Annotated in this window: 28 protein-coding genes; 14 read left to right on the top strand and 14 right to left on the bottom strand. The window is 73.9% G+C overall.

Annotated elements, in window-relative coordinates; genetic code table 11:
* Nucleotides 1–23: 23 nt before the first annotated feature.
* Nucleotides 24–395, top strand: coding sequence for a YchJ family protein (locus ACY1JF_RS04145; RefSeq protein ID WP_462703578.1), 372 nt, complete (start codon nt 24–26; stop codon nt 393–395).
* A gap of 8 nt (nt 396–403) precedes the next feature.
* On the opposite strand, the gene ACY1JF_RS04140 is transcribed toward ACY1JF_RS04145, so the two are convergent.
* Nucleotides 404–1,105 carry a FadR/GntR family transcriptional regulator gene (locus ACY1JF_RS04140; protein ID WP_462703577.1) on the bottom strand — a complete coding sequence of 234 codons (702 nt, stop codon included), beginning with the start codon at nt 1,103–1,105 and terminating at the stop codon, nt 404–406.
* Between the two features lie 136 nt (nt 1,106–1,241).
* On the opposite strand from ACY1JF_RS04140, the gene ACY1JF_RS04135 reads away from it, so the two are divergent.
* From ACY1JF_RS04135 to ACY1JF_RS04120, 4 genes are all read left to right on the top strand, one after another.
* Nucleotides 1,242–1,766, top strand: coding sequence for a gluconokinase (locus ACY1JF_RS04135; protein WP_462703804.1), 525 nt, complete (start codon nt 1,242–1,244; stop codon nt 1,764–1,766).
* A gap of 232 nt (nt 1,767–1,998) precedes the next feature.
* Nucleotides 1,999–2,523 carry an NUDIX hydrolase gene (locus tag ACY1JF_RS04130; RefSeq protein ID WP_462703576.1) on the top strand — a complete coding sequence of 175 codons (525 nt, stop codon included), beginning with the start codon at nt 1,999–2,001 and terminating at the stop codon, nt 2,521–2,523.
* A 10-nt stretch (nt 2,524–2,533) separates the two neighbouring features.
* Entirely contained in the window at nt 2,534–2,926 is a 393-nt protein-coding gene (locus ACY1JF_RS04125; RefSeq protein WP_462703575.1) for a YidH family protein, read from the top strand.
* A complete protein-coding gene (locus tag ACY1JF_RS04120; protein ID WP_462703574.1) occupies nt 2,923–3,354 on the top strand; it encodes a DUF202 domain-containing protein in 432 nt (143 codons plus the stop codon). The genes ACY1JF_RS04125 and ACY1JF_RS04120 overlap by 4 nt, the downstream gene beginning before the upstream one ends.
* Nucleotides 3,355–3,370: 16 nt before the next feature.
* Here the strand turns inward: ACY1JF_RS04120 and ACY1JF_RS04115 are convergent, their stop codons facing one another.
* On the bottom strand, nt 3,371–4,339 hold the full coding sequence (locus ACY1JF_RS04115; RefSeq protein ID WP_462703573.1) for an NADP-dependent oxidoreductase: 969 nt from the start codon (nt 4,337–4,339) through the stop codon (nt 3,371–3,373).
* 188 nt (nt 4,340–4,527) lie between these two features.
* Here ACY1JF_RS04115 and ACY1JF_RS04110 point away from each other — a divergent pair, with 188 nt between their 5' ends.
* The 3 genes from ACY1JF_RS04110 to ACY1JF_RS04100 all read left to right on the top strand — a co-directional run bounded on the left by ACY1JF_RS04110 (nt 4,528) and on the right by ACY1JF_RS04100 (nt 7,234).
* Complete coding sequence (locus ACY1JF_RS04110; protein WP_462703572.1) at nt 4,528–4,824, top strand: hypothetical protein; 297 nt, start codon at nt 4,528–4,530, stop codon at nt 4,822–4,824.
* Nucleotides 4,825–4,991: 167 nt separating this feature from the next.
* Entirely contained in the window at nt 4,992–6,014 is a 1,023-nt protein-coding gene (locus tag ACY1JF_RS04105; RefSeq protein WP_462703571.1) for a phosphotransferase family protein, read from the top strand.
* Nucleotides 6,015–6,019: 5 nt separating this feature from the next.
* Nucleotides 6,020–7,234 carry an acyl-CoA dehydrogenase family protein gene (locus ACY1JF_RS04100; RefSeq protein WP_462703570.1) on the top strand — a complete coding sequence of 405 codons (1,215 nt, stop codon included), beginning with the start codon at nt 6,020–6,022 and terminating at the stop codon, nt 7,232–7,234.
* Nucleotides 7,235–7,342: 108 nt separating this feature from the next.
* Here ACY1JF_RS04100 and ACY1JF_RS04095 read toward each other — a convergent pair whose 3' ends face one another.
* The 3 genes from ACY1JF_RS04095 to ACY1JF_RS04085 are packed head-to-tail and all read right to left on the bottom strand — an operon-like array spanning nt 7,343 to nt 10,395.
* Nucleotides 7,343–7,936 (bottom strand): TetR/AcrR family transcriptional regulator, encoded by a 594-nt coding sequence (locus ACY1JF_RS04095; protein ID WP_462703569.1) that lies wholly within the window; start codon nt 7,934–7,936, stop codon nt 7,343–7,345.
* 30 nt (nt 7,937–7,966) lie between these two features.
* Entirely contained in the window at nt 7,967–9,628 is a 1,662-nt protein-coding gene (locus tag ACY1JF_RS04090; RefSeq protein WP_462703568.1) for a class I adenylate-forming enzyme family protein, read from the bottom strand.
* Nucleotides 9,625–10,395 carry an SDR family oxidoreductase gene (locus tag ACY1JF_RS04085; RefSeq protein ID WP_462703567.1) on the bottom strand — a complete coding sequence of 257 codons (771 nt, stop codon included), beginning with the start codon at nt 10,393–10,395 and terminating at the stop codon, nt 9,625–9,627. Before ACY1JF_RS04085 ends, ACY1JF_RS04090 begins: the two co-directional genes overlap by 4 nt.
* 123 nt (nt 10,396–10,518) lie before the next feature.
* On the opposite strand from ACY1JF_RS04085, the gene ACY1JF_RS04080 reads away from it, so the two are divergent.
* Nucleotides 10,519–11,781: an exo-beta-N-acetylmuramidase NamZ family protein gene (locus ACY1JF_RS04080; protein WP_462703566.1), complete on the top strand. Its 1,263-nt coding sequence runs from the start codon at nt 10,519–10,521 to the stop codon at nt 11,779–11,781.
* A 21-nt stretch (nt 11,782–11,802) separates the two neighbouring features.
* Here the strand turns inward: ACY1JF_RS04080 and ACY1JF_RS04075 are convergent, their stop codons facing one another.
* The gene (locus ACY1JF_RS04075; RefSeq protein ID WP_462703565.1) at nt 11,803–14,565 is read right to left on the bottom strand and encodes a penicillin acylase family protein; all 2,763 of its coding nucleotides are present in this window, start codon (nt 14,563–14,565) and stop codon (nt 11,803–11,805) included.
* A gap of 278 nt (nt 14,566–14,843) precedes the next feature.
* Here ACY1JF_RS04075 and ACY1JF_RS04070 point away from each other — a divergent pair, with 278 nt between their 5' ends.
* Nucleotides 14,844–15,446: a hypothetical protein gene (locus ACY1JF_RS04070; RefSeq protein WP_462703564.1), complete on the top strand. Its 603-nt coding sequence runs from the start codon at nt 14,844–14,846 to the stop codon at nt 15,444–15,446.
* 563 nt (nt 15,447–16,009) lie between these two features.
* Here ACY1JF_RS04070 and soxR read toward each other — a convergent pair.
* The gene (soxR, locus tag ACY1JF_RS04065; RefSeq protein ID WP_462703563.1) at nt 16,010–16,486 is read right to left on the bottom strand and encodes a redox-sensitive transcriptional activator SoxR; all 477 of its coding nucleotides are present in this window, start codon (nt 16,484–16,486) and stop codon (nt 16,010–16,012) included.
* A gap of 115 nt (nt 16,487–16,601) precedes the next feature.
* On the opposite strand from soxR, the gene ACY1JF_RS04060 reads away from it, so the two are divergent.
* Nucleotides 16,602–17,063, top strand: a complete 462-nt coding sequence (locus ACY1JF_RS04060; RefSeq protein ID WP_462703562.1) for a MaoC family dehydratase — start codon at nt 16,602–16,604, stop codon at nt 17,061–17,063.
* Here the strand turns inward: ACY1JF_RS04060 and ACY1JF_RS04055 are convergent.
* The 3 genes from ACY1JF_RS04055 to ACY1JF_RS04045 all read right to left on the bottom strand — a co-directional run bounded on the left by ACY1JF_RS04055 (nt 17,054) and on the right by ACY1JF_RS04045 (nt 19,274).
* On the bottom strand, nt 17,054–17,689 hold the full coding sequence (locus ACY1JF_RS04055) for a TetR/AcrR family transcriptional regulator (protein ID WP_462703561.1): 636 nt from the start codon (nt 17,687–17,689) through the stop codon (nt 17,054–17,056). The two genes, ACY1JF_RS04060 and ACY1JF_RS04055, sit on opposite strands and share 10 nt — an antisense overlap.
* A 74-nt stretch (nt 17,690–17,763) precedes the next feature.
* A complete protein-coding gene (locus ACY1JF_RS04050; RefSeq protein WP_462703560.1) occupies nt 17,764–18,051 on the bottom strand; it encodes a YiaA/YiaB family inner membrane protein in 288 nt (95 codons plus the stop codon).
* A 71-nt stretch (nt 18,052–18,122) separates the two neighbouring features.
* The gene (locus ACY1JF_RS04045; protein ID WP_462703559.1) at nt 18,123–19,274 is read right to left on the bottom strand and encodes an acyl-CoA dehydrogenase family protein; all 1,152 of its coding nucleotides are present in this window, start codon (nt 19,272–19,274) and stop codon (nt 18,123–18,125) included.
* 74 nt (nt 19,275–19,348) lie between these two features.
* On the opposite strand from ACY1JF_RS04045, the gene ACY1JF_RS04040 reads away from it, so the two are divergent.
* The 3 genes from ACY1JF_RS04040 to ACY1JF_RS04030 all read left to right on the top strand — a co-directional run bounded on the left by ACY1JF_RS04040 (nt 19,349) and on the right by ACY1JF_RS04030 (nt 21,893).
* Entirely contained in the window at nt 19,349–19,990 is a 642-nt protein-coding gene (locus ACY1JF_RS04040) for a TetR/AcrR family transcriptional regulator (protein WP_462703558.1), read from the top strand.
* Nucleotides 19,991–20,035: 45 nt separating this feature from the next.
* Nucleotides 20,036–20,749, top strand: a complete 714-nt coding sequence (locus ACY1JF_RS04035) for an ArsR/SmtB family transcription factor (protein ID WP_462703557.1) — start codon at nt 20,036–20,038, stop codon at nt 20,747–20,749.
* A 217-nt stretch (nt 20,750–20,966) separates the two neighbouring features.
* Nucleotides 20,967–21,893 (top strand): DMT family transporter, encoded by a 927-nt coding sequence (locus ACY1JF_RS04030; protein ID WP_462703556.1) that lies wholly within the window; start codon nt 20,967–20,969, stop codon nt 21,891–21,893.
* Here the strand turns inward: ACY1JF_RS04030 and ACY1JF_RS04025 are convergent.
* The 4 genes from ACY1JF_RS04025 to ACY1JF_RS04010 form a co-directional block, all read right to left on the bottom strand.
* Complete coding sequence (locus ACY1JF_RS04025) at nt 21,890–22,975, bottom strand: zinc-binding dehydrogenase (RefSeq protein ID WP_462703555.1); 1,086 nt, start codon at nt 22,973–22,975, stop codon at nt 21,890–21,892. The two genes, ACY1JF_RS04030 and ACY1JF_RS04025, sit on opposite strands and share 4 nt — an antisense overlap.
* Nucleotides 22,976–23,033: 58 nt before the next feature.
* Nucleotides 23,034–24,422, bottom strand: a complete 1,389-nt coding sequence (locus ACY1JF_RS04020) for an aldehyde dehydrogenase family protein (protein ID WP_462703554.1) — start codon at nt 24,420–24,422, stop codon at nt 23,034–23,036.
* Nucleotides 24,423–24,540: 118 nt separating this feature from the next.
* Nucleotides 24,541–25,083, bottom strand: coding sequence for a DUF3574 domain-containing protein (locus ACY1JF_RS04015; RefSeq protein ID WP_462703553.1), 543 nt, complete (start codon nt 25,081–25,083; stop codon nt 24,541–24,543).
* Nucleotides 25,084–25,104: 21 nt separating this feature from the next.
* Nucleotides 25,105–26,358 carry an MFS transporter gene (locus ACY1JF_RS04010; RefSeq protein ID WP_462703552.1) on the bottom strand — a complete coding sequence of 418 codons (1,254 nt, stop codon included), beginning with the start codon at nt 26,356–26,358 and terminating at the stop codon, nt 25,105–25,107.
* Between the last annotated feature and the right edge of the window lie 4 nt (nt 26,359–26,362).

Here is a 26,362-nt window from a genome sequence, read left to right as displayed (position 1 = left end):
CGGGACCCGGCACAATGGCCGTCATGACCACGCGTACCTGCCCCTGTGGACTGCCCGAGGCGTACGAGAAGTGCTGCGGCCGGTTCCACGCGGGAGCCGCCGCGCCGACCGCCGAGGCCCTGATGCGCTCGCGCTACAGCGCCTTCACCCGGCTGGACGCGGGCCATCTGCTGCGCACCTGGCATCCGCGCACCCGCCCCGCCCGGCTCGACCTCGACCCGGGGACGCGGTGGACCGGGCTGGAGGTCCTGGACACCACGGGCGGTTCCGCCTTCCACTCCACCGGCACGGTGACGTTCCGGGCCTCCTACCGGGGCGGCTCGCTGCACGAGCGCAGCCGCTTCCAGCGGATCGACGGGGCGTGGGTGTACGTGGACGGTGAGTTCCCGGCCTGAGGGCAGCGCTACGGCGCCAGGACGTCCAGCTCCCGGAGGGCGCCGGCCGTGATCTCGCGGGTGAGCGCCTCCGCGCGCTCGGCGTCGCGCTCGCGCACGGCCTGTGCGAGGCGGACGTGGAGGGTGACGGCGGCCGGGTCGGGGTCCTCGAACATCACGGCGTGGTGGGTGCGGCCGGTGAGGACCTCGGCGACCACGTCACCGAGGCGGGCGAACATCTCGTTGCCCGAGGCGTCGAGGATGACGCGGTGGAAGGCCACGTCGTGGAGGAGGTACCGCTCCAGCCGGTGGCCGCTGGAGTTGGCGACCATGCCGAGGGCGCACTCGGTCAGCTCCGCGCACTGGCCCGGCGTGGCGTTGCGCGCGGCGAGGCCCGCGGCCACCGGCTCCACCGCCGAGCGCAGCACGGTCAGCGAACGCAGCTGCCGGGGCCGGTCGGCGCCCGCCAGGCGCCAGCGGATGACCTGGGGGTCGTAGACGTTCCACTCGCGCTCGGGCAGGACGGTCACGCCCACTCGGCGGCGGGACTCGACGAGGTGCATGGACTCCAGGACCCGTACCGCCTCGCGCATCACGGAGCGTGAGACGTCGAAGCGCTGCGCCAGTTCCTCGGTGCGCAGGACACTGCCCGGAGGGTACTCGCCGGCGGTGACGGCGGGGCCGAGGGTGTCCAGTACACGGCCGTGCAGGCCCCGGCCCGGTGTGCTCATGCACTCAGCGTACGCGCCGCATCACACCGGAAAAAGTCAGACTTATGCATCGCGAACTCTTGAATTCGTCATACCTAATGGGGTTCAGTTGCGTCGACACCACATGTCGGCGAAGACAGCAGACAGCGAGAGCACGATGCAGCAGCCGCAGATCCCCCCCGTCGTCGTGGTCATGGGCGTGGCGGGCACCGGGAAGACCACCGTCGGTCGCCTGCTCGCCGCCCGCCTCGGCGTTCCCTACGCCGAGGGCGACGACTTCCACCCGCCGGCCAACATCGCCAAGATGACGGCCGGCACCCCGCTCGACGACGACGACCGGTGGCCCTGGCTGGACGCCATCGGCGGCTGGGCGCACCAGCGGGCCGGGCTCGGCGGGGCGGTGAGCTGCTCGGCGCTGAAGCGGTCGTACCGCGACCGGCTGCGGGCCGCCGCGCCCGGTCTCGTCTTCGTCCACCTCACGGGCAGCCGCGAGCTGATCGAGGACCGGATGTCGCGCCGCGAGGGGCACTTCATGCCGACGGCGCTGCTCGACTCCCAGTTCGCCACGCTCCAGCCGCTCCAGCCGGACGAGGCCGGGGTCGCCGTGGACGTCTCCGGCGGCCCCGGGGAGATCGCCGGACGGGCCCTCGCCGCCCTCCGGGCCCTTGCCGGGCCCGCGTAGTCCTCTCCGGTCCCGGGCCCGGCCCTCCCGCGGTTCCGTCACCGCGGAGGAACCGCCGTGACCGGCGTCAGCGCCGAGACGCCGGCAGCGGACGCCGCCCGGCCGGCCGCGCCCGGCCGGGCGGCGCCGTGCCGCCGGGCGTCGCCGTCACCGCCCTGCTCCCGCGCCCGGCAGACGGCCCGAGTACCCCGGTGTCCGCCGGGTGCCCGGGCCGTCCTGCTTGGATGGACCCATGAGCGCCGCAGACGAGATCCTCGACGTCGTCGACGAGCACGACCGGGTCGTCGGCCGGTCCCCGCGCGGTGAGGTGTACGCCAAGGGGCTGCGCCACCGCTGCGTGTTCGTCCAGGCCCGGGACGCGCGGGGACGGGTCTTCGTCCACCGGCGCACCCCGCAGAAGCTGGTCTTCCCCTCCCTCTACGACATGTTCGTCGGCGGGGTGGTCGGCGCGGGCGAGTCCTACGACGACGCGGCGCTGCGCGAGGCGGAGGAGGAACTGGGGGTGAGCGGACTGCCGCGCCCCCGGCACCTGTTCACGTTCCTGTACGACGACGGGGGCGGGCGGAGCTGGTGGTCGGCGGTGTACGAGGTGCGCTGCGAGTCGGCCGTACGACCGCAGGCGGAGGAGGTGGCCTGGTACGGCTTCCTGCCGGAGGAGGAGGTGGTGCGTCGGCTGGACGAGTGGGAGTGGGTGCCCGACGGGCTGGCGGCGTACCGGCGGCTCACCGGGCGGGAAGGGGGAGCGGCGGCCCGATAGGGTCCCGCTCGTGATCGACTTCGCACGCAACGTCCGCCTGTGGTTCGCGCCCGACGCGGTCCGGCGGGAGGGGGGCACCCCCGACTACCGTTTCTCGCTGGCGAACGAGCGCACCTTCCTGGCCTGGCTGCGCACGGCTCTCGCCCTGATCGGCGGCGGGTTCGCGGTGGACCAGTTCCTCCCCGGCCTGCGCTGGGGCTGGCGCGTCGGCCTCGCGCTCGCGCTGCTGGCGTCGGGGGTGCTGTGCTCCTTGCGCGCCGTCAACCACTGGGTCCGCTGCGAGCGGGCGATGCGGCGCGGCGAGGACCTCCCGGTCTCCCGTTTCCCCGCGCTGCTCGGCGTCGTCGTCGCCGTGGTCGCCGTCGCCATGGTCGTGTTGGTCCTGGTCGGGTGGGAGGGGTGAGCGACGCCCGGCCGCCGGGGTGCGCCCCGGACGGCGCCGGCCCGCGCGAAGACCACGAACCGGACGCGCTCGGCCCGCCGGAAGACCACGCGCCGGGCACCGCCGGCCCTGTCCCGGCCCGGGACCGTGACCCGGGGCTCCAGCCCGAGCGCACCCGGCTCGCCTGGCGGCGCACCACCCTGGCGGGGGCCGTCGCCGCGGTGCTCGGTGCGAGGACCGCGCTGCGCGGCGGTGCCGCCGCCGTCTCCGTCACCGCCGGCGCCCTGGCCTGTCTGCTGTGGCTGTGCTTGCTGTTGCTCGCCCACCGCCGCGTCGCCGCCGTCGCGTCCTCGGACCGGCCCCCGGCGCTCGGTCCGCCGCACGCCACCGCCGTCGCCCTGTGCACGGTGGCGATGGCGGTGTGCGGGGCCGTCCTGATCGTGGGCTAGCAAACGGGCGTCCCGCTCAGTCCGGGTCGGTCGGACCAGCCGGGCCGACCGGGGCGACCGGGGCGACCGTGACCACGATCTTGCCGCGGGTGCGCCCCTCCTGGCCCTCCCGGTGGGCGTCCGCCGCGCGTTCCAGCGGGTACGTCCGCGCCACGTGCACCGTCACCACGCCCTGCTCGACCAGGTCCGCCAGGTGCCGCAGGTCGTGGGGGTCGGGGCGGACGAAGGCGTAGCGTCCTCCGTAGCCGAGGACGTCCGGGTCGGCGACCGAGGTCAGGCGGCCCTCGGGGGCCAGCAGGTTCGCGGAGACCTTGAGCGTGTCGCCGCCGACCGTGTCGAAGACCGCGTCCACGCCCTCGGGCGCCAGCCCCCGCACCCGTTCGGCCAGGCCCTCGCCGTACGTCACGGGCTCGCCGCCCAGCTCCCGTACGTAGTCGTGGTTGTGTCCGCTCGCCGTGCCGATGACCCGCGCCCCGAGGTGGCGGCCGAGCTGGACGGCGACCGAGCCGACGCCGCCCGCCGCCGCGTGCACGAGGACCGTCTCGCCCCGCTTCACCTGGAGCGACCGCGTCAGCACCTGGTACGCGGTCAGCCCGGCCAGCGGGAGGCCCGCCGCCGCCTCGAAGGACAGGTTGCGGGGCTTGCGGGCCAGGGCGCGCACGGGGGCGGCGACGTACTCGGCGAGGGTGCCGCGGGAGAGGAAGTCCTCGCGGCAGTAGCCGATGACCTCGTCCCCCGCGTCGAACTCCGTGACGGCCGGGCCCGGCCGCACCACGACCCCGGCGACGTCCCATCCCGGCACGACCGGGAAGACGGGTTCGAGGACCGCGTCCAGGTGCCCCTCGCGGCACTTCCAGTCCACGGGGTTGACGCCCGCCGCGCGCACCTTCACCAGGACCGCGTCGGGGCCCACCCTGGGGTCGGGGACCTCGCCCAGCTCCAGTACCTCGGGGCCGCCGTACCGCGCGTAGCTGATCGCCTTCATGGCTTCGACCCTCGGGGGTACCCGTGCGCCACGCAACCCGGAATGTACGGATACGCGCCATCGGCGTGGCAGCCTGGCCGGCGGAGGCCGCCCGCACCGGCCGCCCCGGACCGGCTCCGGTCCTCCTTCCGCCGCCCTTCCGCCGCCCTTCCGCCGCCCTTCCGTCGTCCTTCCCGAAGGTGAGCACCATGAGCACCCCGCACCAGGAACACCCCACCCACGCTCACGCCCACGGCCCGGCCTGCGGACACACCGAGGTGCCGCACGGCGACCACGTCGACTACGCGCACGACGGACACCTGCACCGCGAGCACTCCGGCCACTGGGACGAGTGCGAGACCACCGCGCACACCGCCCACGCGGGGCACGAGCACCGGCACGGCGAGACGTGCGGGCACGCGCGCGTGCGCCACGGCGACCACGTCGACTACCTCCACGACGGCCACCGGCACGCCGCGCACGACGGCCACTGGGACGATCACTGACGGCACGCCCCGCGGCCGGCCGGCGGCTCCCCGCGCACCCGCGCGGGGAGCCGCCGGCACGTGGTGGCGCGGATCACGTTCCGGTCCGCCCCCTGGACGACATACCGACCGGTCGGCATCATGATCTCGCCACTGTCCCCCTCGTCCACCCCGCCAAAGGAGCGCCGATGAGCACCGACCACCCGCCCGGACTCGATCCCGACCGGCTGCGCGGCCTGCTCGACCGGGAGCGGCCCGGCCTGGTGCGCGGCCCGCTGACGGGCCGGCTGATCGAGGGCGGACGGTCCAACCTCACCTACGCGGTCACCGACGGCGTCTCCCGCTGGGTGGTGCGTCGCCCGCCGCTCGGTCATGTGCTGGCCACCGCGCACGACATGCGGCGCGAGCACCGGGTGATCAGCGCCCTGCGCCCGACCGGCGTGCCGGTCCCCGGGGCGGTGCTGCTGTGCGAGGACGAGGAGGTGCTCGGGGCGCCGTTCTACGTGATGGAGTACGTCGAGGGCACGCCGTACCGCACGGCGGACCAGCTCGCCCCGCTGGGCCCCGAGCGCACCCGGGACGCCGTGCTGAACCTGGTGGACACCCTCGTCGAGCTGCACGCGGTGGACCCCGGCGCGGTGGGCCTCGACGGCTTCGGGCGGCCCGAGGGGTTCCTCGACCGCCAGCTGCGCCGCTGGGCCAAGCAGCTCGACGCCTCCCGCGACCGCGACCTGCCCGGCATCGACGAACTGCACGCCGCCCTCGGCCGGGAGCTGCCGCGCTCCCCCGCCCCCGCCGTGGTGCACGGCGACTACCGGCTGGACAACGTCCTGATCGGCGACGACGACCGGATCACGGCGGTGCTCGACTGGGAGATGTCCACGCTCGGTGATCCGCTGACCGACCTCGGACTGCTGGTGATGTACAGCCGGCCGCTCGGGCTGCCCGGCTCCCCCGTCTCCACCACCGCCGAGGCCCCCGGGCACCCCAGTCCCCGGGAGCTGGTCGAGCGGTACGCCGCGCGTTCGGGGCGCGATGTGTCGGCGGTCTCCTGGTACACGGCGTTCGCCTGGTTCAAGCTGGCCGTGATCCTGGAGGGCATCCACTACCGCTACACGCTGGGGCAGACGGTCGGGCGCGGCTTCGACCGCATCGGCGACCTGGTGCCCGTCTTCATCGAGCACGGACTGACCACCCTTCAGGAAGGCTGACCGGCATGGACTTCGCGTTCGACGCCCGCACCGAGGAACTCCGCGCCAGGCTGCTCGCCTTCATGGACGAGTACGTCTATCCGGCCGAGGCGGTGGCCCACGAGCAGCGCGCCCGGCTGGCGTCGCCCTGGCAGACCCCGCAGGTCGTCGAGGACCTCAAGGCCGAGGCCCGCCGCCAGGGCCTGTGGAACCTGTTCCTGCCCGACGCCGGACACGGCGCGGGGCTGACCAACCTCCAGTACGCGCCGCTCGCCGAGATCACCGGCCGCAGCCCGCAGCTGGCGCCGACGGCCACCAACTGCGCGGCGCCGGACACCGGGAACATGGAGGTGCTGGCCCAGTTCGGGAACGAGGCGCAGCGGAAGCAGTGGCTGGAGCCGCTGCTCGCCGGGGAGATCCGTTCCGCGTTCGCGATGACCGAGCCGGAGGTGGCCTCGTCCGACGCCACCAACATCACCACGCACATCCGGCGCGAGGGTGACGAGTACGTCGTCACGGGCCGCAAGTGGTACATCTCCGGGGCGATGAACCCGGACTGCAAGATCTTCATCGTGATGGGCAAGACCGACCCGGACGGCGACGACATCCGCCGCCAGCAGTCGATGGTGCTGGTGCCGCGCGACACCCCGGGTGTCACCGTCGTACGCGGCATGCGGGTCTTCGGCTACGAGGACCACTGGCACGGCGGGCACGCGGAGGTCGTCTTCGACCACGCGCGCGTGCCGGTGTCCAACCTGGTCGGGGAGGAGGGCGGCGGGTTCGCGATCGCCCAGGCGCGGCTCGGGCCCGGCCGCATCCACCACTGCATGCGGCTGATCGGCATGGCCGAGCGGGCGATCGAGCTGATGTGCCGGCGGGCCGCCTCCCGGACCGCGTTCGGCAAGGCGCTGGCCCGGCAGGGCGTCGTACAGAACTGGATCGCGGACGCGCGGGTGGCCGTCGAGCAGCTGCGGCTGCTGGTGCTGAAGACGGCCTGGATGATGGACACCGTGGGCAACCGGGGCGCGCACACGGAGATCCAGGCCATCAAGATCGCGACCCCGCGCACGGTCGTCGGCATCCTCGACCGGGCGATCCAGCTGCACGGCGCGGGCGGGGTGAGCCAGGACTTCCCGCTGGCCGAGCTGTACGCGGGCGCCCGGACCCTGATGCTGGCCGACGGGCCGGACGAGGTGCACCAGCGGTCGCTGGCGCGGCGGGAGCTGAAGAAGTACCTGTGAGGCGTGGTGGTGGGGCGGCACCGGTGGTGCCCGCCCCATCCCGCCGGGATCACCGGAGCGGTTTCCTCCCGCCCAGTCCGCGGGAGCGGTCCGGGCGGTCCCGGGGTGTCACGGTCGCAGCGCCCGCAGCAGCAGGCCGGCGAGGTGGTCGGCGAGTTCCTGGGGGCTGAGCGGGCCGTCGGGCCGGTACCAGGTGGACAGGTGGTGGACGGAGCCGAAGTGGTAGTCCACCACCAGGTCCGCCGGGGTCTCCTTGGAGAAGACCCCGGACCGCTGGCCCTCCTCGACCAGGGCCCGGAACCGTTCGTGGTAGCGGCGGCGCTCCGCCCGCACCTGCCGGTTCTTCTCCGGGCTCAGGTGGTGCATGGAGCGGAAGAAGATCGACGCGTCGTCGAGGTTGTCGATGGTGGTGACGACGACGTCGGCCGCCGCGTCCCGCAGCCGCTTCTCGACCGGTTCGTCGGCGTCCGCGAAGGTGTCCAGGCGTTCCTGCTGGAGGCGCAGCACGCGCGCGTACACCTCGTGCAGCAGGTCGTCCTTGGAACCGAAGTAGTGGTAGAGCGCGCCCTTGGTGACGCCGGCCGCCTCCACGATCTCCTGCACCGAGGTGCGGTCGTAGCCGCGCTCCGCGAAGAGCCGGGTGGCGGCGGCCAGGAGCCGCTGCGGCACCGGGGTGCCGCCCCCGTCCGTCGTCCTGGGCACTGCCGCCACCTGCCTTTCCGTGACACTGTCCTAGTCGTTGCGGGAACGCAGTTCCCGACGGAGGATCTTGCCACTCGCCGTTTTCGGCAGCTCGGGCAGGATCTCCACCTGGCGCGGGTACTTGTAGGCGGCCAGTCTCTCGCCGCAGTACGCGGCCAGCTCGCCGGGGTCCGCCTCCGCCCCCGGACGGAGGCTGATGTACGCCTTGACGGTCTCGCCGCGGTAGCCGTCGGGCACCCCGACAACGGCCGCCTCGCGCACCGCGGGGTGGGTGTAGAGGACGTCCTCGACCTCGCGCGGCCAGACCTTGAAGCCGGCGGCGTTGATCATGTCCTTCTTGCGGTCGACGACGTACAGCCAGCCGCGCGCGTCCATGAAGCCGATGTCGCCGGTGCGCAGCTCACCGCCGGGGAAGGTCTCGGCGGTGGCGTCGGGGCGGCGCCAGTAGCCGGGGACGACCTGAGGGCCGCTGACGACGATCTCGCCCTGTTCGCCGAAGGGCACCTCCTCGCCCCGGTCGTCGAGGACGCGGACGACCGTCTCGGGTCCGGGCACGCCGACCGCGAGGGTCCCGGAGACCGGGTCGACGGGCGCCTCCAGGTGGGGCGGTACGGAGGCGCAGGGGGCGGTGCACTCGGTGAGGCCGTAGCCGTTGCGGATGTACGGCCCGAAGCCGGCCCGGAACTTCTCCACCAGGGCGGGCGGCAGCGGGGCGCCGCCGGAGGAGATCACCGTGAAGGAGGCGAAGTGGTCGCGGGTGACGCCGGGGTGGGCGGCCAGGGCCATGAAGGCGGTGGAGGGGCCGACGGTGTAGTGCGGGCGGTGCTCGGCGAACGCGTCGAGGACGACGCCCGCCTCGAATCGGTAGGCCAGGACCAGCGTGCCCCCGCTGGTCAGACAGGCACCGAACTCGCAGACCAGGCCGGTGATGTGGAACAGCGGCGCCAGCGCGAAGTAGACCGGTGCCTCGGGCAGGCCGAGCCCGGTGCGCTGCCGTTCGGCGTTGTACATGATGTTGTGGTGGGTGTTGGTGGCGCCCTTGGGGGTGCCGCTGGTGCCCGAGGTGTAGCTGATCAGCGCGGTGTCACCGGCGGCCGGGTCGCGATCCGGCGGGGCCGGGTGGCCGGCGCGGGCCACCTCCGTGAGGTCGTCGGCGTCGGTCACGGGCCGGCGTGCGAAGGCCAGCACGCGCGCGTCCCCGCGGGTCTGGAAGTCCAGCTCGCAGGCGGTGAGCGCGATGCGCACCGGGGAGCCGGCGGCCGTGTCGCGCAGATACGCCTCCCAGGCCCGGTCGGAGCAGATCAGCGCACTCGCCCCGGCGTCCCGCAGGACGTGCCCGGTCTCCCCCGACTTGTACATGGGGTTGACGGGAACCACGATCCCGCCCGCCTTCCAGGCGCCGAGGACGGCGAGGACGAAGTGCGGGGAGTTCTGGAGGACGACGGCGACGCGGTCGCCGCGCTCCAGGCCGCGGGCGGCGAGGTGGCCGGCGACGGAGTCGCTCAGCTCGTCCGCCTCGCGGTAGGTGAGGCGGCCGTCGAAGTAGGCGAGGAAGACGCGGTCGGGGGTCGCGGCGACGGCCCGGCGCAGGGCGTGCACCAGGGAGGTGTCCGGGTGCAGCGGGGCCTTCTGGGCGTCGGTGAGCAGCTCCAGCCAGGGCTTGGCCGCGTACCGGGAGCCGGGGGCGGTCATCGGGCGCTCCCCTCCTCCCACTGGCGCTGGAGGCGGTTCATGCCGCGCAGCCAGCGCTCCGGTTCGGCGGCGCGGGCCTGGTAGTACGCGGCGACCCCGGGGTGCGGGAGGATCAGGAAGCGGTCCTCCTCGATGCCCTTGAACAGGGCGTCCGCCACGTCCTGCGGCTCGATCGCGGTCGGCGCGAGGACCAGGTCGCCCGCGCTGCCGCTGGCGGTGAGCATGTCGGTGCGCACGCCCTGCGGGCAGATGGCGTGCACCTTGATCCCGCGGTGGCGGTAGGTCAGCGACAGCCACTCGGCGAAGGCGTGGGCGCCGTGCTTGGTGACGCTGTAGGGGGCGGCGCCGATCATGGTGAGCAGGCCGGCGGCGGAGACGGTGGAGACGAACCGGCCCCGGCCGCGCTCCAGCCAGCCGGGCAGCAGGGCGCGGGCGGCGCGGACATGGGCCATGACGTTGACGTCCCAGGCCAGCGCCCAGACGGACTCGTCGGCGGCCTCGCTGCCGCCGGAGCCGACGCCCGCGTTGGCGCAGTAGACGTCGACCGTGCCGCCGAGCGCCTCGCGGGCCTCGTCGACGACGGCCGAGGCGTCGCCGGGTACCGCGATGCCGCCGATCTCCTCGGCGACCGCCTTCGCCTTGCCGGGGTCCAGGTCGTTGACGACGACGCGGGCGCCCTCGGCGGCGAAGCGGCGGGCCAGCGCGGCCCCGATGCCGCCCCCCGCTCCGGTGACGACGACACCCGCGTCCTGCACGGCTTCCACCATCGGTCTCCTTCGACGCGACGCCAACTGGCGGTGACAGACTAACCAGTCGGTATGTCGTGCGGAAGGGTCTTCCGCGGTCCGCCTCGTTCCGCCGGGCCGGGCCGCGCACTAGCGTGCTTGGGCATGACACTGTCCAGACGGACCTTGCTCACCACGACGACGGCGACGGCGACCGCGACGGCGGTCTCCCCCGGTACCGCGCGGGCGTCCGCCGGTACCGCGCGGGTGTCCGCCGGGCGCCGGACGCGGACCGGCTTCGAGCGCCTGGCCGCCGACGGGTACGCCCTGCTGGCCGGCGCCCGGGTCGGCGTTGTCACCAATCCGACCGGCGTCACCCGGGACGCGCGGCACATCGTCGACGTCATGCACGCCGACGACCGGGTGGACCTGGCCGCCGTCTTCGGCCCCGAGCACGGCTTCCGCGGCACCGCCCAGGCGGGCGGCTCCGAGGGCCGGTACGACGACCCGGCGACCGGGCTGCCGGTCCACGACACGTACCTCAAGAGCGGGCAGCCGCTCGCGGACGTCTTCACCGCGTCCGGCGTGGACACCGTCGTCTTCGACATCCAGGACGTGGGGGCGCGCTTCTACACGTACATCTGGACGCTGTACGACTGCATGGAGGCCGCCGCGCTCGCCGGCAAGCGGTTCGTGGTCCTGGACCGGCCCAACCCGGTGACCGGGCGGGCCGCGCTGGGACCGGTGCTGCACCCGGAGTTCGCCACCTTCGTCGGCCGGCGGCCGATCGCGCAGGCGCACGGCATGACCGTCGTGGAGCTGGCCCGGCTGTTCGACGGGGAGTTCCTGACGACGCCCGTCGCCCTGGAGACCGTGCCGATGACCGGCTGGCGGCGGTCCGACTTCTACGACGCCTCCGGCCTGCCCTGGGTGCCGCCGAGCCCCAACATGCCGACCCCGGAGACGGCGCTGGTGTACTCCGGGACCTGTCTGTTCGAGGGCACCAACCTGTCCGAGGGGCGCGGCACCACCCGCCCGTTCGAACTGCTGGGCGCGGAGGGGATCGACGGGGCGTGGGCCGCCGCAGCGAACGGACTGGGGCTGCCGGGGGTGCGGTTCAGGGAGGCGTACTTCGCGCCCGTCTCCTCCAAGTTCCAGGGCCGGACGGTCGGGGGCGTGCAGCTCCACGTGCACGACCGCGCGGCGTTCGATCCGGTGCGTACGGGGATCGCGCTCCTGGTGACCGCCAAGCGGGTCTGGGACGGGTTCGCCTGGCGGTCCGACCGGTGGATCGACAAGCTGACCGGTTCCGCGCGGGTGCGCACGGTGATCGACGCGGGCGCGGACACCGACGAGGTGGTGGCGGGCTGGCGGGCGGAGCTGGAGGCGTTTTGCCGGGTGCGGGAGCGGTACCTCGTCCACCGCTGACCGCCCGCCGCCCGCCCTGACTCATCTGTGGGACGTGAACTCCACCACCTGCTGGTAGGTGGGGCGGTTCTGCCAGCTGACCGGGCCGTGCTCGATGCCGCCCAGGGTGCGGTGGACGATCGCGTCGGCGCACCACTGGTCGCCCGCCGCGCAGCTGTCGTCGCCGGGGTAAACCTGCGCGGGCGTCTTCGCCGCCGCCTCCTTCAGGGTGGCGACCAGCGTGTTCCGGCAGGCCGCCGGGTCGCCGCCGCCGCAGTAGGTCCGGGCGAGGGGGCCGCGTACGGACTCGCCGAGCACCGCCCGCAGGTCCTTGTCGACAAAGCTCCACCAGCCGTACTGGAAGGCGCTGCCGGCGTGTCCGCCGGTCGGGCCGTGGGCGGCGGACGGGGACTCGTCGACGGGGAGGTTGGCGGTGAAGGCGTCGTACAGGCCGCTGCCGAGGCCGGGTTCGAAGACGGCCCGCACCAGCAGCGGCCACCAGGCGTCCATGGTGCGGACGGCGTCGGCGTGGGCGTACGTCCTCGAACCGGCCGAGGTCTCGGTGCGTTCGCCTCCCGCCGCCAGCCAGGCCCGGAGCCGGTCGACGGCCGTCCTGACGGCGGAGTCGGTCACCGGGGCGGTGTCGATCACCTTGAGCAGGTCCGGCAGGACGTCCTCGGCCCGCAGGTCGGTCAGGCCCGCGTCGGCCATCGCCCGGACGAGCGAGGCGCGCGTGACTCCGCCCTGCTCGACCAGTTTCCGCACCCGGTCGTCGAGCAGGTTCCCGCGGTGGACCGGGCCGTTGCCCCAGGAGGCGACCGAGTAGCCCTTCGCCACCTTGTTGTTCCAGGAGACGTAGTAGTCCTGGTCGGTCGACTGGGGGTGCTCGGAGGCCGGGGTGTAGTCGGCGGTGTTGGCCGCCGGGTCCCAGCCCCGCCACTCCCCTTCCGGGCGGGCCCAGACGGGGAAGTCGGCGTCCACGCCGTCGGCCCGTACCGGGTTGTCGCCGCTGTTGTAGTACGCGGTGTGCTCGGCGTCGGCGTAGAACCAGTTGAAGGTGTAGTTGATGTGCTGGACGGCGCGCTGGAAGTCCTGCGGGCCTCGGACGTAGTCGGGGTCGTTCAGCATCTGGAAGCCGATGATCGAGTCCGCCTCGTGCAGGAAGGACGAGCGCAGGGAGACGTAGGCCACCTTCTTGCCGCCGACGGTCGCGCGGTGCTCCACCGGGCCGTACTCGGTGCGCCAGACCCGCAGGGTGTACGAGCCGGCGGCGGTGGGGTCGGCCGTGGTCGGGGTCCAGGCGTTCTTGCGCTCGACCTTCTCCATGGGGGTGCAGGTGCCCCGGTGGAGGTAGTGGAAGTCGTCCTGGCACAGCTCGACGGCGTACGTGTCGATGATGTCCTGGCCGGACGTGGTCGCGCTCCACGCGTAGTCCTGGCCGCGGCCCAGTTCGACGTACATGCTCAGGCCCGCGAAGGAGGCGCCGCGGGCGCTGAGGCCGGGGCCCTGGATCTCCTGGAGCATCAGGAGCTGGGGCGCGAAGTAGCCGGTCTGCGGCCCGAAGACGGCGACGGGGTGTCCGCTCGCGGTGTGGTCGCCGCTGACGACGAGGGCGTTGGACATGCCGCGCCGGGCGGAGGAGAGGGCGGCGGTGGCGGCGGTGGCCTGCTCGGCCGCGCTGCCCGTGCGGTCGTGCACGAGGGGTTCGGCCGTCACCGAGCCGGCGTCGGGCAGGGCCCGGTGCCGCGGGTCGGCGGGCGGGGTGAGGTACGGGAAGGCGCCGTCCTGGACGGTGAGGGCGGCCTCGGGGTCGTCGCGCCGACGGAAGGACTCCCAGACCTTCGTGCCCTCGGTCACGCCGTACTTCTCCTGGGCGGCGAGCAGGGACAGGGCGTTGTTCACCTCTCCCCCGCCGCCGGAGCCGAACAGGGCGCCGATGACGGAGGCGAGGGCGACCAGGTCGGCGGGTTCGAAGTGCTCGATGGTGCCGGCGTTGGTGAGCGCGTCCTTGTGACCGGTCAGGACGTACTCGCCGGGGAAGGTGCGGGCCTGGTCGGAGGCATCGATGTAGGCGTTGACGCCGGCGACGTAGGCCTCGACGTCGGCCAGGGCCTGCGCGCCGCGTTCGCCGGCCTTCGCGGCGGCGCTGTCGATCTGCGCCTCCAGCTCGGCCTCGGTGTACGGGGCAGCACGCCAGAACTGCTGCTCCAGGCCCTGGTTGGCGGGGGCGCCGCCCGCGAAGGAGGTCAGCTCGCCGCGGCCGACGTGGCGGAAGAGGTCCATCAGCCAGAGGCGGTCCTGGGCGGCGGCGTAACCGGCGCCGAACTCGGTGCCGTAGCGGGTGGTTCCCGTGATGTGCGGCACGCCGGTCCTCTTGTCGCGGACGATCGTCACGTCGGTGCGGCCGGCCGGGCGGACGGTGGAGGCGACCTGGTCGGCGGGGACGCCGAACGAGGCGTCGTTGAAGAAGGTCTCGATCGTGTCGTCGGTGAGGGTGCGGTGGCCGGTGGCGAGGTCCGCGTAGGGGCCGAGCTGGTCCCCGGCGTGCGCGGGCTGGGTGCCGAACGCCTGGTTGAGCAGGATCTGGGCGAGGGTGGCGTTGCCGTTCTGGCCGGGCGGCAGGATGTCGGAACACTGTCCGCCGCAGTGGTCGTCGGCCGCCGCGGTGACGGCCGCGGCGGCCGGGGAAAGCGGTGACAAAAGACCGGCAATGAGGACGCATAGCGACGCGCTCTTCAGGAACCCGTGGATTCCGCGGGGAGTTCTCAGTCTGTCGAAGGCCGTGCGTGGGGTGCGCCGTGACATGGGGCGGCTCCTCCCGACGGGGACGCGCCGGATGTTACCGGCGGTATCCCCGGGATTGAAGATGAACATGCGTCACTTTTCAGCGTCAGCACAGTGGAGCGGCACAGCGGACACACAGGTCACGGGAGTCGACTCGGGAGGCGGTCCGGCCCGCTTATGGGGGCCATCGGAAATCGGATGGAGCCGAATCGTGTGTCGATACGTCTATTCGGCGACGTCCGTACGACGACGCCGAAGTGACCGGAATACAGGTGCAGGTGTGACGGAGGTGCAGGGCGATGGCCGGTTTCCGGAGTCTGGCGAGACAGGTCCGCGATCCGCGGTCCGACCTGGCGCTGCGGCGCTACTCGCTGCGCAAGTGCCTTGAGCGGTTCGCCCCTTACGGACACAGGGCGACCTGGGACCACCTGTGCTCCCGCTGGGGGTTCGGGCCGGAGGACAGGTCCCCGGACCCGGCGCGGCTGGTGGCCGCGCTGGAGGAGCTGGAACAGGCGCGGTCGGTGTGGCTCGCCTACGAGGTGGAGTTCGCCGAGCGCCGCAGGAAGGAGAAGCACGACGGGCTGCGCCGGCCCTGCAGTGTGGACGACTGGCACCGGCTGACCTGGGGCGGTTTCGGTGTGGCGTGGTGCGACGACCCGCGGGTGCATCCCCGTGAGCCGCTGGCCGAGGTACTGCGCCGGCTGATCGCCGCGTTGGAGCGCGAGCCGGGGACGGCGTGCCCGGTGTGCGCGGGCGAGCGGCTCGTCTGGAGGTACGACCTGGACCATGAGCCGTCGGCCGGTCCGGTCTGCGCGGACTGCGGCATCCTGGTGCCGCGGCCCGTACTGACGCCGGAGGCCCTGTCGGCCATCCGGCGGGGGCGGTTGCTGGTCTCGGCCTGAGCCGGCGTGAGGTACGGCGCGATGACGTGCAAGGGGGGTGGTGCGGCACGGCCCGGAGACGCCGGGGCGCCGCACCGCCTGGACCCCTGGCGGGAACATGCGGCGGCATGCGGTCGCCGCCGGTGCCGGTGACAATGACGCGGCGTCACCACGGACGGCCGGAGCCGCTCGCGCCCCCGCCCTGGAGCCAGAGGCTTGCGGAGCGGTCCACGGGCAGCACCGCCTGAGCCCCTGGCGAAAAGCATGGGACGGTGTACGTTCGCCGCCGACGCCGGCGCCGGTGACGATGACGCGGCGTCACCACGGACGGCCGGAGCCGCTCGCGCCCCCGCCCCGGGGACAGGGGCTTGCGGAGCGGTCCACGGGCAGCACCGCCTGGACCCCTGGCGAAAACATGGGGCGGCGTACGTTCGCCGCCGGTCGCCGTCCCGCGGACGGCGCAGCGAGGCCCACGCCGGCCGGCTTCTCGGGCAGACAGCGTCAAGCCCCACGCCGGCCGCCGCCTCACGGACAACAGCCCCACCACACCCACCACCGGCCGCCGCCCCACGGACAACAGCCCGTTAAGCCCCGCGTCCGCCGCCGTCCCGTTCCACCATCAGGCGGGACCCGGCCCGGCTCTCGCCGAAGACGTCGTCCGGGTTGGACAGTACGCAGGTGTCCAGGGACAGGCACCCGCAGCCGATGCAGTCGGTGAGGTGGTCGCGCAGCCGGTTGAGCTGGTTGATGCGCTCGTCCAGCTCGGAGCGCCAGGCCTCGGAGAGGCGGGCCCAGTCGTCCCGCGTGGGCGTGCGCTCCTCGGGCAGTTCGGCGAGCGCCGCGCGGATCGTGGCGAGCGGGATGCCGACCCGCTGGGCGGCCCGGACGAAGGCGACCCGCCGCAGCGTGTCCCGGCTGTAGCGGCGCTGGTTGCCCGGGGTGCGGCGACTGCTGATCAGACCCTTGGACTCGTAGAAGTGGAGGGCGGAGACGGCGACGCCGCTGCGCGCGGCGACCTGGCCGACCGTGAGTTCGTGGATCTTCTCTGGTATCTGGGGCACCCCCCGGAGACTACCCACCCCACGCTCCGCCCGGTCCGTTGACAGGGGCCGCGCCGCCCACCATGCTAAGCAGTTGCTTAGTAGGGACGACACGGCACACGCGGGAGGCCGGGACATGGCAGAGCCGAGGATCTTCACCTCCGCCGACGAACTGAAGGCGGCGGTGGGCGAGCGACTGGGGTACACCGACTGGCTGGAGATCGACCAGAAGCGGATCGACCTGTTCGCGGAGGCGACCGGCGACCACCAGTGGATCCACGTCGATCCGGAGAAGGCCGCCTCCGGTCCGTTCGGCACCACGATCGCGCACGGCTATCTGACCCTGTCGCTGCTGCCCCTGTTCGGGCCGCAGCTCCTCACCGTCGAAGGCGTGAAGATGGGGGTCAACTACGGCACCAACAAGGTCCGTTTCCCCTCCCCCGTACCGGTCGGCTCGCGGCTGCGGGCGACCGGGACCCTCGTGAACGCCGAGGACGTGACCGGGGGCGTCCAGATCACCGTCGCCTTCACCGTGGAGCGCGAGGGCGGGGACAAGCCGGTGTGCGCGGCGGAGTCGGTCTCGCGGTACTACTTCTGACGCTCCTTCGCGCCCACCATCCGCAGCACGAGGTCGGCGTAGAGCGCGCCGACCTCGTCGGGCGTGCGGGCGCCGTCGACGTTGAACCAGCGGGCCACGTCGATGCAGAGGGACAGCACGGCCAGCGTGGTGCCCTTGAGGTCGAGCACCTCGAACTCGCCGGTGGCCACGCCGTCCTCGATGATGCCGCGCACCTCGGCGTCGCACTGGCGGCGCAGCGCGACGATCTCCGCGCGGGCGTCCGGGCCGAGCGCGTCCAGTTCGTACTGGACCACCCGCGCGGTGGTGCGCCGTCCCGCGTGCCAGCGGACGAAGGAGCTGACGGCGTCGGCGAGCCGCTCGGTGGCGCCGCCCTCGCCCCGGGCCGCCGTACGCAGGATGTCCAGCGCCCGGTCGTGGCCGATCCGGCTGATGCGGTGGAGCAGCTCCTCCTTGGTCTTGTAGTGGATGTAGAGCGCGGCCGGGCTCATGCCGGCCCGCCCCGCGATGTCCCGGGTGGTCGTGGCGTGGTAGCCGCGCTCGGCGAAGGCCTCCACGGCGGCCACCAGCAGCCGCCGGGCCGCGTCAGGGGTGACCTCGCCCCAGGGCTCGGTGTCGCCGCCCCTGGTCTCCTCCGCCGTACTCATCGCCTTCTCGCCCCTCTCGGTGACAGGAGGACCACCATACCGCCGAAGCTGAGCGCTCGCTTAGAGCGCTCGCCTCACAGCTTCTGGAAGGGGTCGTGCGCGGCGAGCAGCTGCTCCACCCGCGCCTGGTCGACCCGGCTGACGATCTGCCCGGCCTCCTGCCGGTCGCGGATGATCTTCGCCAGGGTGAAGGACGAGGTGACGAGGTACAGGACGGCGATCCCGAGGAAGGCGCGCACCCAGGCGTCGGCCTCCAGGTTGAGGATGCCGACGGTGGTCGCGGCCATGGCGACCGCGAAGGACGCGACGGCCTGCCCGTAGAAGGCGGCCGTGCTCTGCTGCTTGACCGGTGTGTCGTTCATGGGGACAAGCGTCGGCGGACGTGGCCGCGGCCACATCCGCCGACGTACTCAGTCCGCGCGCCCCGGCGTACTCAGAACGCCGACACGCCCGTCAGCGCCCGCCCGATGACCAGCTTCTGGATCTGGCTGGTGCCCTCGTAGAGGGTCATCACGCGGGCGTCGCGCAGCAGCTTGCCCGCCGGGTACTCGTCGATGTAGCCGTAACCGCCGAAGACCTGCAGGGCGTTGTTGGCGGCGCGGACGGCGGCCTCGGAGGCGAACAGCTTGGCCTTGGAGGACTCGACGGCGAACGGCCGCCCGCGGTCGATCAGGTCGGCGACCCGCCAGGTCAGCAGGCGGGCGGCGTCCACGTCGACGGCGATGTCGCTGATCAGCTCCTGGACGAGCTGGTGGCCGGCGATGGGCTTGCCGAACTGCTCGCGCTCCCCGGCGTACCGCACGGCCGCGTCCAGCGCGGCCTGGGCTATGCCGACGCAGCCGGCCGCGACCGACATCCGGCCCTTGGCCAGCGCCGACATGGCGACCGAGAAGCCCTTGCCCTCGGGGGCCAGCATCGCGGACGCGGGCACGCGGACGTCCTGGAGGACCAGTTCGGCGGTGGCCTGGCCGCGCAGGCCGAGCTTGCCGTGGAGGGTGCGGCGGGACAGGCCCGGGGTGTCGGCGGGGACCAGGAAGGCGGAGACGCCCTGGTGGCCGGGGGCGTCCGTGGAGCGGGCGAAGAGCAGCACGACGTCGGCCCAGGTGCCGTTGGTGATGAACATCTTGGTGCCGTTGATCACGTAGTCCCCGCCGTCGCGGACCGCCCGCGTGGCGAGGCCGCCCGCGTCCGACCCCGTACCGGGCTCGGTCAGGCCGAAGCAGCCGACGTACTCGCCGGAGGTCAGGCCCGGCAGCCAGCGGCGCCTCTGCTCCTCGTCGCCCCAGGCGGCGATCGTCTTGGCGACCAGGCCGAGGGAGACCGACACGATGCCGCGCACGGAGGAGTCGCCGCGCCCCAGCTCCTCCGTGACCAGGCAGTACGCGAGGTGGTCGCCGCCCGAGCCGCCGTACTCCTCGTCGATCGTGAGCCCGAGGAAGCCGACCTCGCCGAGCTTCTTGACGACGGCGCGGTCCACGCCCTCCGCGCGGTCCCAGGCGGCGGCGTACGGGGCGATCTCGCGGTCGACGAAGTCCCGGGCCAGCTGCCGGACGGCACTCTGTTCCTCGCTGAGCTCCAGGTTCACGCCGCGCCACCTCACAGACGGACAGACATTAATTAGCACCGCTAGTTTCTTGTCGCAGCCCTACTATGTGCGCCATGGCCCGACCGCGCAAGCCCCTGCTCAGCACCGAACGGATCGTCACGGCGGCCCGTGCGCTGGTGGACGCGGAGGGCCTCGCGGCCGTCTCCACCCGCCGGCTCGCCGCCGAACTGGGCGTCAGCGGCCCCTCGCTCTACAACCACTTCCGCACCAAGGACGAGATCCTGGAGGCGGTCGCCGACTCGGTGAGCGGACAGGTCGACCTGTCGATGTTCGAGGACGGTCGGCCCTGGCGGACGGCTCTGCACGACTGGGCCGTCTCCTACCGGGCCGCCCTGCGCGACCATCCCAACATCGTCCCGGTCCTCGCCCACGGCCCCGGCCACCGCCCGGCCGCCCTGCGCCTGGCGGACGCCGTCTACGGCGCGATGGTCGAGGCGGGCTGGCCCCCGGCGCAGGCCACCTCGATCGGCGCGCTGATGCGGTACTTCGTGATGGGCTCCGCGCTGGGCTCGTTCGCCGGCGGCTTCCCCGCCGAGCCCGGCGCCTACGACCCCGCCGACTACCCCCACCTCCAGCAGGCCCACCGGCTCGCCGAGCAGCAGGAGAAGATCGACGAGCGGGCCTTCGAGACGGGGCTCGCGGCGCTGCTGGACGGGCTGGCCCTCCAGTACGAGCAGGTCGGGCGGGGCGGCTGAGGGGGTTCGGCGCCCGCCGAAGTGTCCGTGCCGCATGCTGGTGCCATGACCTCCAAGGACCCCGGTGCGGCCGGGCTCGCCCGGCTGGCCGGGCTGATCGCCGACGAGACGCGGGCCACCTGTCTGCTGGCGCTGCTCGACGGGCGGGCGTGGACCGCGGGTGAGCTGGCCCGGCACGCGGGGGTCGCGCCGTCCACGGCCAGCGAGCACCTGGGCAAGCTGGTCGCGGGCGGTCTGCTGGCCGAGGAGCGGCAGGGGCGGCACCGGTACGTACGGCTGGCCGACGACCGGGTGGCGCAGCTCGTCGAGGACCTGACCGCGCAGGTGGCGCCCGAGGCCGCGGCACGGCGTCCGCGCTCGCCGGCCGCGGCGGGCGCCGGGTCGGCGATGGCCCGGGGGCGCACCTGTTACGACCACCTCGCCGGGCGGCTCGGGATCGCGGTGACCGACGCGCTGACCGCCCGGGGGCTGCTGCGGCAGGACACCGGGTTCGCGCTCACGGACGCGGGGCTGGCCTGGTTCGACGCGACCGGCATCGGGCTCGCCCGCACCGGGCGCCGGCCGCTGGCCCGGGCCTGCCTCGACTGGACCGAACGCCGCCCCCATCTCGCCGGTGTCGCGGGCGCCGCGCTGTGCCGGCACGCCCTGGACGCGGGCTGGTGCGTGCGCATCGGCAGCGGACGGGCGGTGAAGGTGACGGCGGCGGGGGCGCGGGCGCTGTCGCGGCTGCTGGGCGTGACGGCGGACGCCTTGCGCTGAGCGCCGATGGCCTGTCCGGCGAACGCCGGCTTCCACCCCGGTCCTTCCCGCCCGCTGCTCCTTCCCGCTCTCTGGTCCCTTCCCGCCCTCCGGTCCGGTCTCCTCTCCGGTCCTTCCTCCTCTCCGGTCCCTCCTCCCCTCCGGTCCTTCCTCCTCTCCGGTCCCTCCTCCCCTCCGGTCCCTCCTCCCCTCCGATCCCTCCTCCCCCCCCTGGAGCATGATGTCCCCCTCCCGGTCGGCGACCGGTGCCGCCGCGGTCACCGTCGTCCTGTGGGCCTCCGCCTTCGTCTCCATCCGCAGTGCGGGTGACGCCTATTCGCCGGGCGCGCTGGCGCTCGGCCGTCTGCTGTCCGGGGCCCTGGTGCTGGGGCTGATCTGCCTGGTGCGGCGGGAGGGGGTGCCGCCCCGGCCGGCCTGGCGGGGCATCGCGCTGTCGGGCGTGCTGTGGTTCGGCTTCTACATGGTCGCCCTCAACTGGGGCGAACAGCGGGTGGACGCCGGTACGGCCGCCCTGGTCGTCAACGTCGGCCCGATCCTCATCGCGCTGCTCGGCGCGCGGCTGCTCGGGGACGCCGTGCCGCCCAGGCTGGTGGCCGGGATGGCGGTGTCGTTCGCCGGGGCGGTGACCGTGGGGCTGTCGATGTCGGGCGAGGGCGGCGCCTCGGTGCTCGGGGTGGTGCTGTGCCTGCTGGCCGCGGTGGCGTACGCGGGCGGGGCCGTCGCCCAGAAACCGGCCCTGGGCCGGGCGAGCGCGCTCCAGGTGACGACGTGGGGGTGCCTGGTCGGGGCCGTGGTCTGCCTGCCGTTCGCGGGGCAGTTGGCCCACGAGGCGGCCGACGCTCCCTTGTCCGCGACCCTCAACATGGTCTACCTGGGCGTCTTCCCGACCGCGCTGGCGTTCACGACCTGGGCGTACGCGCTGGCCCGCACGACCGCCGGCCGGATGGGCGCGACCACCTACGCGGTTCCCGCGCTGGTCGTCCTGCTGTCGTGGCTGGCGCTGGCCGAGGTGCCGGGTCCGCTCACCCTGGTGGGCGGGGCGCTGTGCCTGGGGGGTGTGGCGGTGTCGCGGTCCCGGACGCGGGCCGCCACCGCAAAAAGCGGCGCGGAACGGCGGCCCGGGAGCAGCTCCTCGCGGCCCTAGAAGACCACCAGCGCCCGTCCGCCCTTGCCCGCCAGCATGTTGTCGAAGGCCGCCGGGATGCCGTCCAGGGCGATGCGTTCGGTCACCAGGGCGCCGAGGTCCAGGCGGCCGGCGCGGACGTGTCCGGCGAGGACCGGGAGGTCGCGGGCCGGGTCGCTGTCACCGTAGACGCAGCCGGTCAGGGTGCGGCCCCAGTGGAAGATCTCCAGGGCGTTGAAGGTGACCTGCTGGTCCTTGCCGCCGATGCCGACGACCGTGGTGCGTCCGCCGCGCCGGGTGGACTCCCAGGCGGTGCGGATGGTGACCGCGCGGCCCACGCACTCCACGGCCACGTCGACGCCCTGTCCGCCGGTGCGGGCGCGGATCTCGCGGGCGGTGGTGCCGGAGGCGAGGACGTAGTCGGTGGCGCCGGCGGCGCGGGCCAGTTCCTCCTTCTCCGGGGAGACGTCCACGGCGACGATCTTCGAGGCGCCCGCGATCCGGGCCGCCTGGAGGGTCGCGAGGCCCACTCCCCCGACGCCGAAGACGGCGACCGTCTCGCCCTCCCGCACCCGCGCCGAGTGGTGGACGGCGCCGTAGCCGGTGAGGACGGCGCAGCCGAGCAGGGCGGCGTCGGCGAGCGGAACGCCGTCGGGGGCGGGCAGGACGCAGGCCGCGTCGACGACCGTCTCCTCGGCGAACGCGGCGACGTTCAGCCCGGGGTGCAGTCGGGTGCCGTCGTCGGCGCGGCGGGCGTGCGTGTTCGCGGCGCCGGACAGGGCGTTCGCGCACAGCCAGACCTCACCGAGCGAGCAGGCGTGGCAGGTGCCGCAGGACGGCGCCCAGTTGAGGACGACGGCGTCGCCGGGGGCGAGGCGCTCGACGCCCTCGCCGACGCCGACGACCGTGCCGGCGCCCTCGTGGCCGAGGACGGCGGGCAGCGGCACCCGCATGGTGCCGTTGGACAGGGACAGGTCGGAGTGGCAGACCCCGGCGGCGGCGAGCCGGATCCGGACCTGGCCGGGCCCGGGGTCGGGCAGTTCTATCTCGGTGATCTCCAGCGGAGAACCGACGGCGGGTACTACGGCGGCACGGACGGCCATGGCGGGCGGACTCCCCTGCGACTCGGCGCTCAGCGGCTCGGAACGGGCTCGGAACGGCTCAGAACTGGAGGGACTTGGTCTGGAGGTACTCGGTCAGGCCGTGCCGGCCCAGTTCGCGGCCCACGCCGGACTGCTTGTACCCCCCGAACGGGGCCAGCGGGTTGAACCGGCCGCCGTTGATGTCGACCTGGCCGGTCTCCATCCGGCGGGCGAAGGCGACCGCCTCCGCCTCGTCCCCGGCCCAGACTGCGCCGGCCAGCCCGTAGACCGTGCCGTTGGCGATCCGCAGGGCGTCGTCCTCGTCCTCGTACCGCAGCAGGCACAGCACCGGGCCGAAGATCTCCTCCTGGGCGATGGTCATGCCCTCGGTGACATCGGCGAAGACGGTGGGCCGGACGTAGTAGCCGCGCTCGCGCGGGGCGTCGGGGCCGCCCGCGACCAGCCGGGCGCCCTCGGCGACGCCCTTCTCGATGTAGCCGCGCACCCGCTGGCGCTGCCCGTCGTTGACGAGCGGTCCGATGCGCTCGCCGTACTTGGCGGCGGCGGCCGAGGCCAGCTCGACGGCCTCGTCGTACTGGTCGCGGTGGACCAGCATCCGGGTCCAGGCGCTGCACGTCTGGCCGGAGTTGGACATGACGTTGGCGACCCCGACGTTGACCGCCCTGGCCAGGTCGGCGCTGGGCAGGATCACGTTGGCGGACTTGCCGCCCAGTTCCAGGGCGACGCGCTTGACGGCGGCGCCGGCCGCCGCGCCGATCCGGCGTCCGACGGCGGTGGACCCGGTGAAGGAGACCAGGTCGACACCGGGGTGCTCGGCGAGGGCCTGGCCGGCGACCGGGCCGACCCCGGTGACCAGGTTGAACACGCCCGCCGGGAGACCGGCCTCGTGCACCGCCTCCGCGAAGAGCTGGGCGACCAGCGGGGTGTCCTCGGCGGGCTTGAGCACGACGGTGCAGCCCGCCGCGAGTGCCGGGGCGACCTTGGCGACGACCTGGTGCAGCGGGTAGTTCCAGGGCGTGATGGCGCCGACCACGCCGACCGGCTCCAGGTACACGGTGGAGTTGCCGACCCTCTCCTCGAAGGCGTACGTCGTCGCCAGCTCGGCGTAGGAGCCGGTCACGGCGATCGGGGTGCCCGCGTGCACGGTCTGGGAGAACTTCAGCGGGGACCCCAGCTCGGCGGTGACCGTCTCGGCGATCTCGTCCTTGCGGGCCAGCAGGACGTCCCTGAGCGCGGCCAGCCGGGCGCCGCGCTCGGCCGGCTCGGTGGCGGCCCAGCCCGGCAGGGCGGCGCGGGCGGCCCGCACGGCGGTGTCGACGTCCTGCGCGTCCCCGGCCGGGACCCGGCCGATCACCCGCTCGTCGGCCGGGTTCACGACCGCGATCGTGTCCCGGCTCGCGGCGGGCCGCCAGGCGCCGTCGATGTACATGCCGTCTTGTGCCTTCATCGCGTTCGCGTTCCTTCCGGCCGGGCGGTCTCCGTCGTCCGGAGCCCAAACTAGCGCCGTTAGTTTTCCGGCACCAGGGGCCGCCGCCATGGCACGGCTCACCTTGTCCGGCGACGGGTCAGAAGTCGGCGCCGCCCCGCAGATCGACGCGGCCCACGGACTCCTGGCCGAAGGTCTTCTCGTACGCCCGGCGGATCTCCTCGATCTTGCGGTCGCTCGGGCCCGCCTCGGCGACCGGGTACAGCAGGACCAGCTCGTACGACCGCTCCTTCTCGATGGTGCCGGTCGCGTCCCGCCACTGCCCGTGCCCGCTCTGCACGGTCAGCCCGTCGGGGAAGTCCGGGGTGACCTCGTCGTCGACGAACTCCATGAACTGCCGCTCGGTGACGGCCGGTCCGCCGTCGGGGCGTTCGGTGCCGAAGAAGAGCTGGGTCTCCACGTACGGGGTGCCGCGCGCCGGTGCCGGGGAGGCCGCGGCGAGGGCGGCGGCCCCGGTGCCGCCGGCGCCGCCGGTGTCACCGGGGCCGAAGGCGGCGTACGCGGCGGGCGCGGCGACGGTCAGCAGGAGTCCGGCCGCGGCGAGGGCCGTTCGGCTCCGCAGGGGAGACCGGGTCCGCGTACGGGGGCGGGGGCGGGGGCGGGGGAGGTCCGTGAGGCTCATGGCCCCCTTTCCTACCGGGTCTCACTCCTCCCGGCCGGGCAGCCGCGCCGGGGCGGACGCGCTCGCCCCGTCGGCCCGGCCGACGGGACGAGCCGGGTGCGGGGCGGCGGCCGGGCGGGGGGCGTGCAGGGCCACGCCCGAGGAGAGCAGGAGCAGGGCGCCGAGCATGACGAAGGGAGCGGCCACGCCCGCGACCCCGGCGATCAGGCCGGCCGCGGCGGGGGCGGCGACCTGGCCGAGGCGGTTGCCGGTCAGGCGCAGGGCGAGGGCGGTGGAGCGGGCCTCGGCCGGGGCCGCCTGGACGACGGTCGTCATGGACAGCGGCTGGCCGACGCCCAGGCAGAAGCCGAGGACGACCAGGAGCAGCCCCAGCGCCCACACCGGCAGGGGCAGGGCGACGCCCGCGCAGAGCAGGGCGGCGAGCAGGCAGGTGACGGTGAGCAGCGCGGTGCGGCCCAGCAGCCGCAGCAGCGGCGTCAGCACCAGCCGGCAGGCGATGGTGGCCGCGGCGCGCAGGCTGAGCAGGACGCCGATCACCGAGGGGGCGATGCCCCGGTGCTCGCCGACCACCGGCAGGTAGGCGGTGAGGATGTCGGTCGCGGAGAGCACGGACAGGCTGATCAGCATGCCCGCGGGCACGCCCCGGGCCCGCAGGATGCGGCCCACGGGGACCCGCGCGCCCGGCGCCGCGGCGGACTTCACGGCCGTACGGTGCTCCGTGCGCCACAGCGACGTCAGCGCGACCGCGCCGCCCGCGCCCGCCACCACCAGGGCCACCGCGCTGCTGTGCGCCATGTCGGCCCCGTCGACGACCGCGCCGGCCGCGACCGGGCCGACGAGCTGGCCCAGCGAGGCGCCGATGGTGAAGTGGCCGAAGTTGCGGTCCTGTTCGTGCGGCGCCGACTGGCGGGCCACCAGCGACTGCGACCCGATCACGAAGCACAGGTGTCCCAGGCCCATCACGCCGCTCCACAGTGCCATCGTCCACAGGGACCCGGCGACGCCGCTGAGCGCGCAGCCGCCGGAGATCAGGACGACCCCGAAGGGCAGCAGCGGGGCGCAGCGGCCGTGGTCGGTACGGCGGCCCAGGGGGACGGCGACGAACAGCGGCAACAGCGCGTAGACGCCCGCGATCACACCGACCGCCCGTTCGTCCGCGCCCAGCGCCAGCGCCCGGTACGAGACGGCGGGCCGCGCCATCGACACCGCCGCCTGCGCGAACGAGAGGGCGATGACGAGGCGGAGCAGCCAACCGCGGTTTCCTCCGGCTCTCATGGGC

The sequence above is a fragment of the Streptomyces sp. SYSU D01066-1 genome, assembly GCF_054956795.1.
Note: the sequence above shows the minus strand (reverse complement) of the source record. Positions and strands in the feature narration are given on the sequence as shown.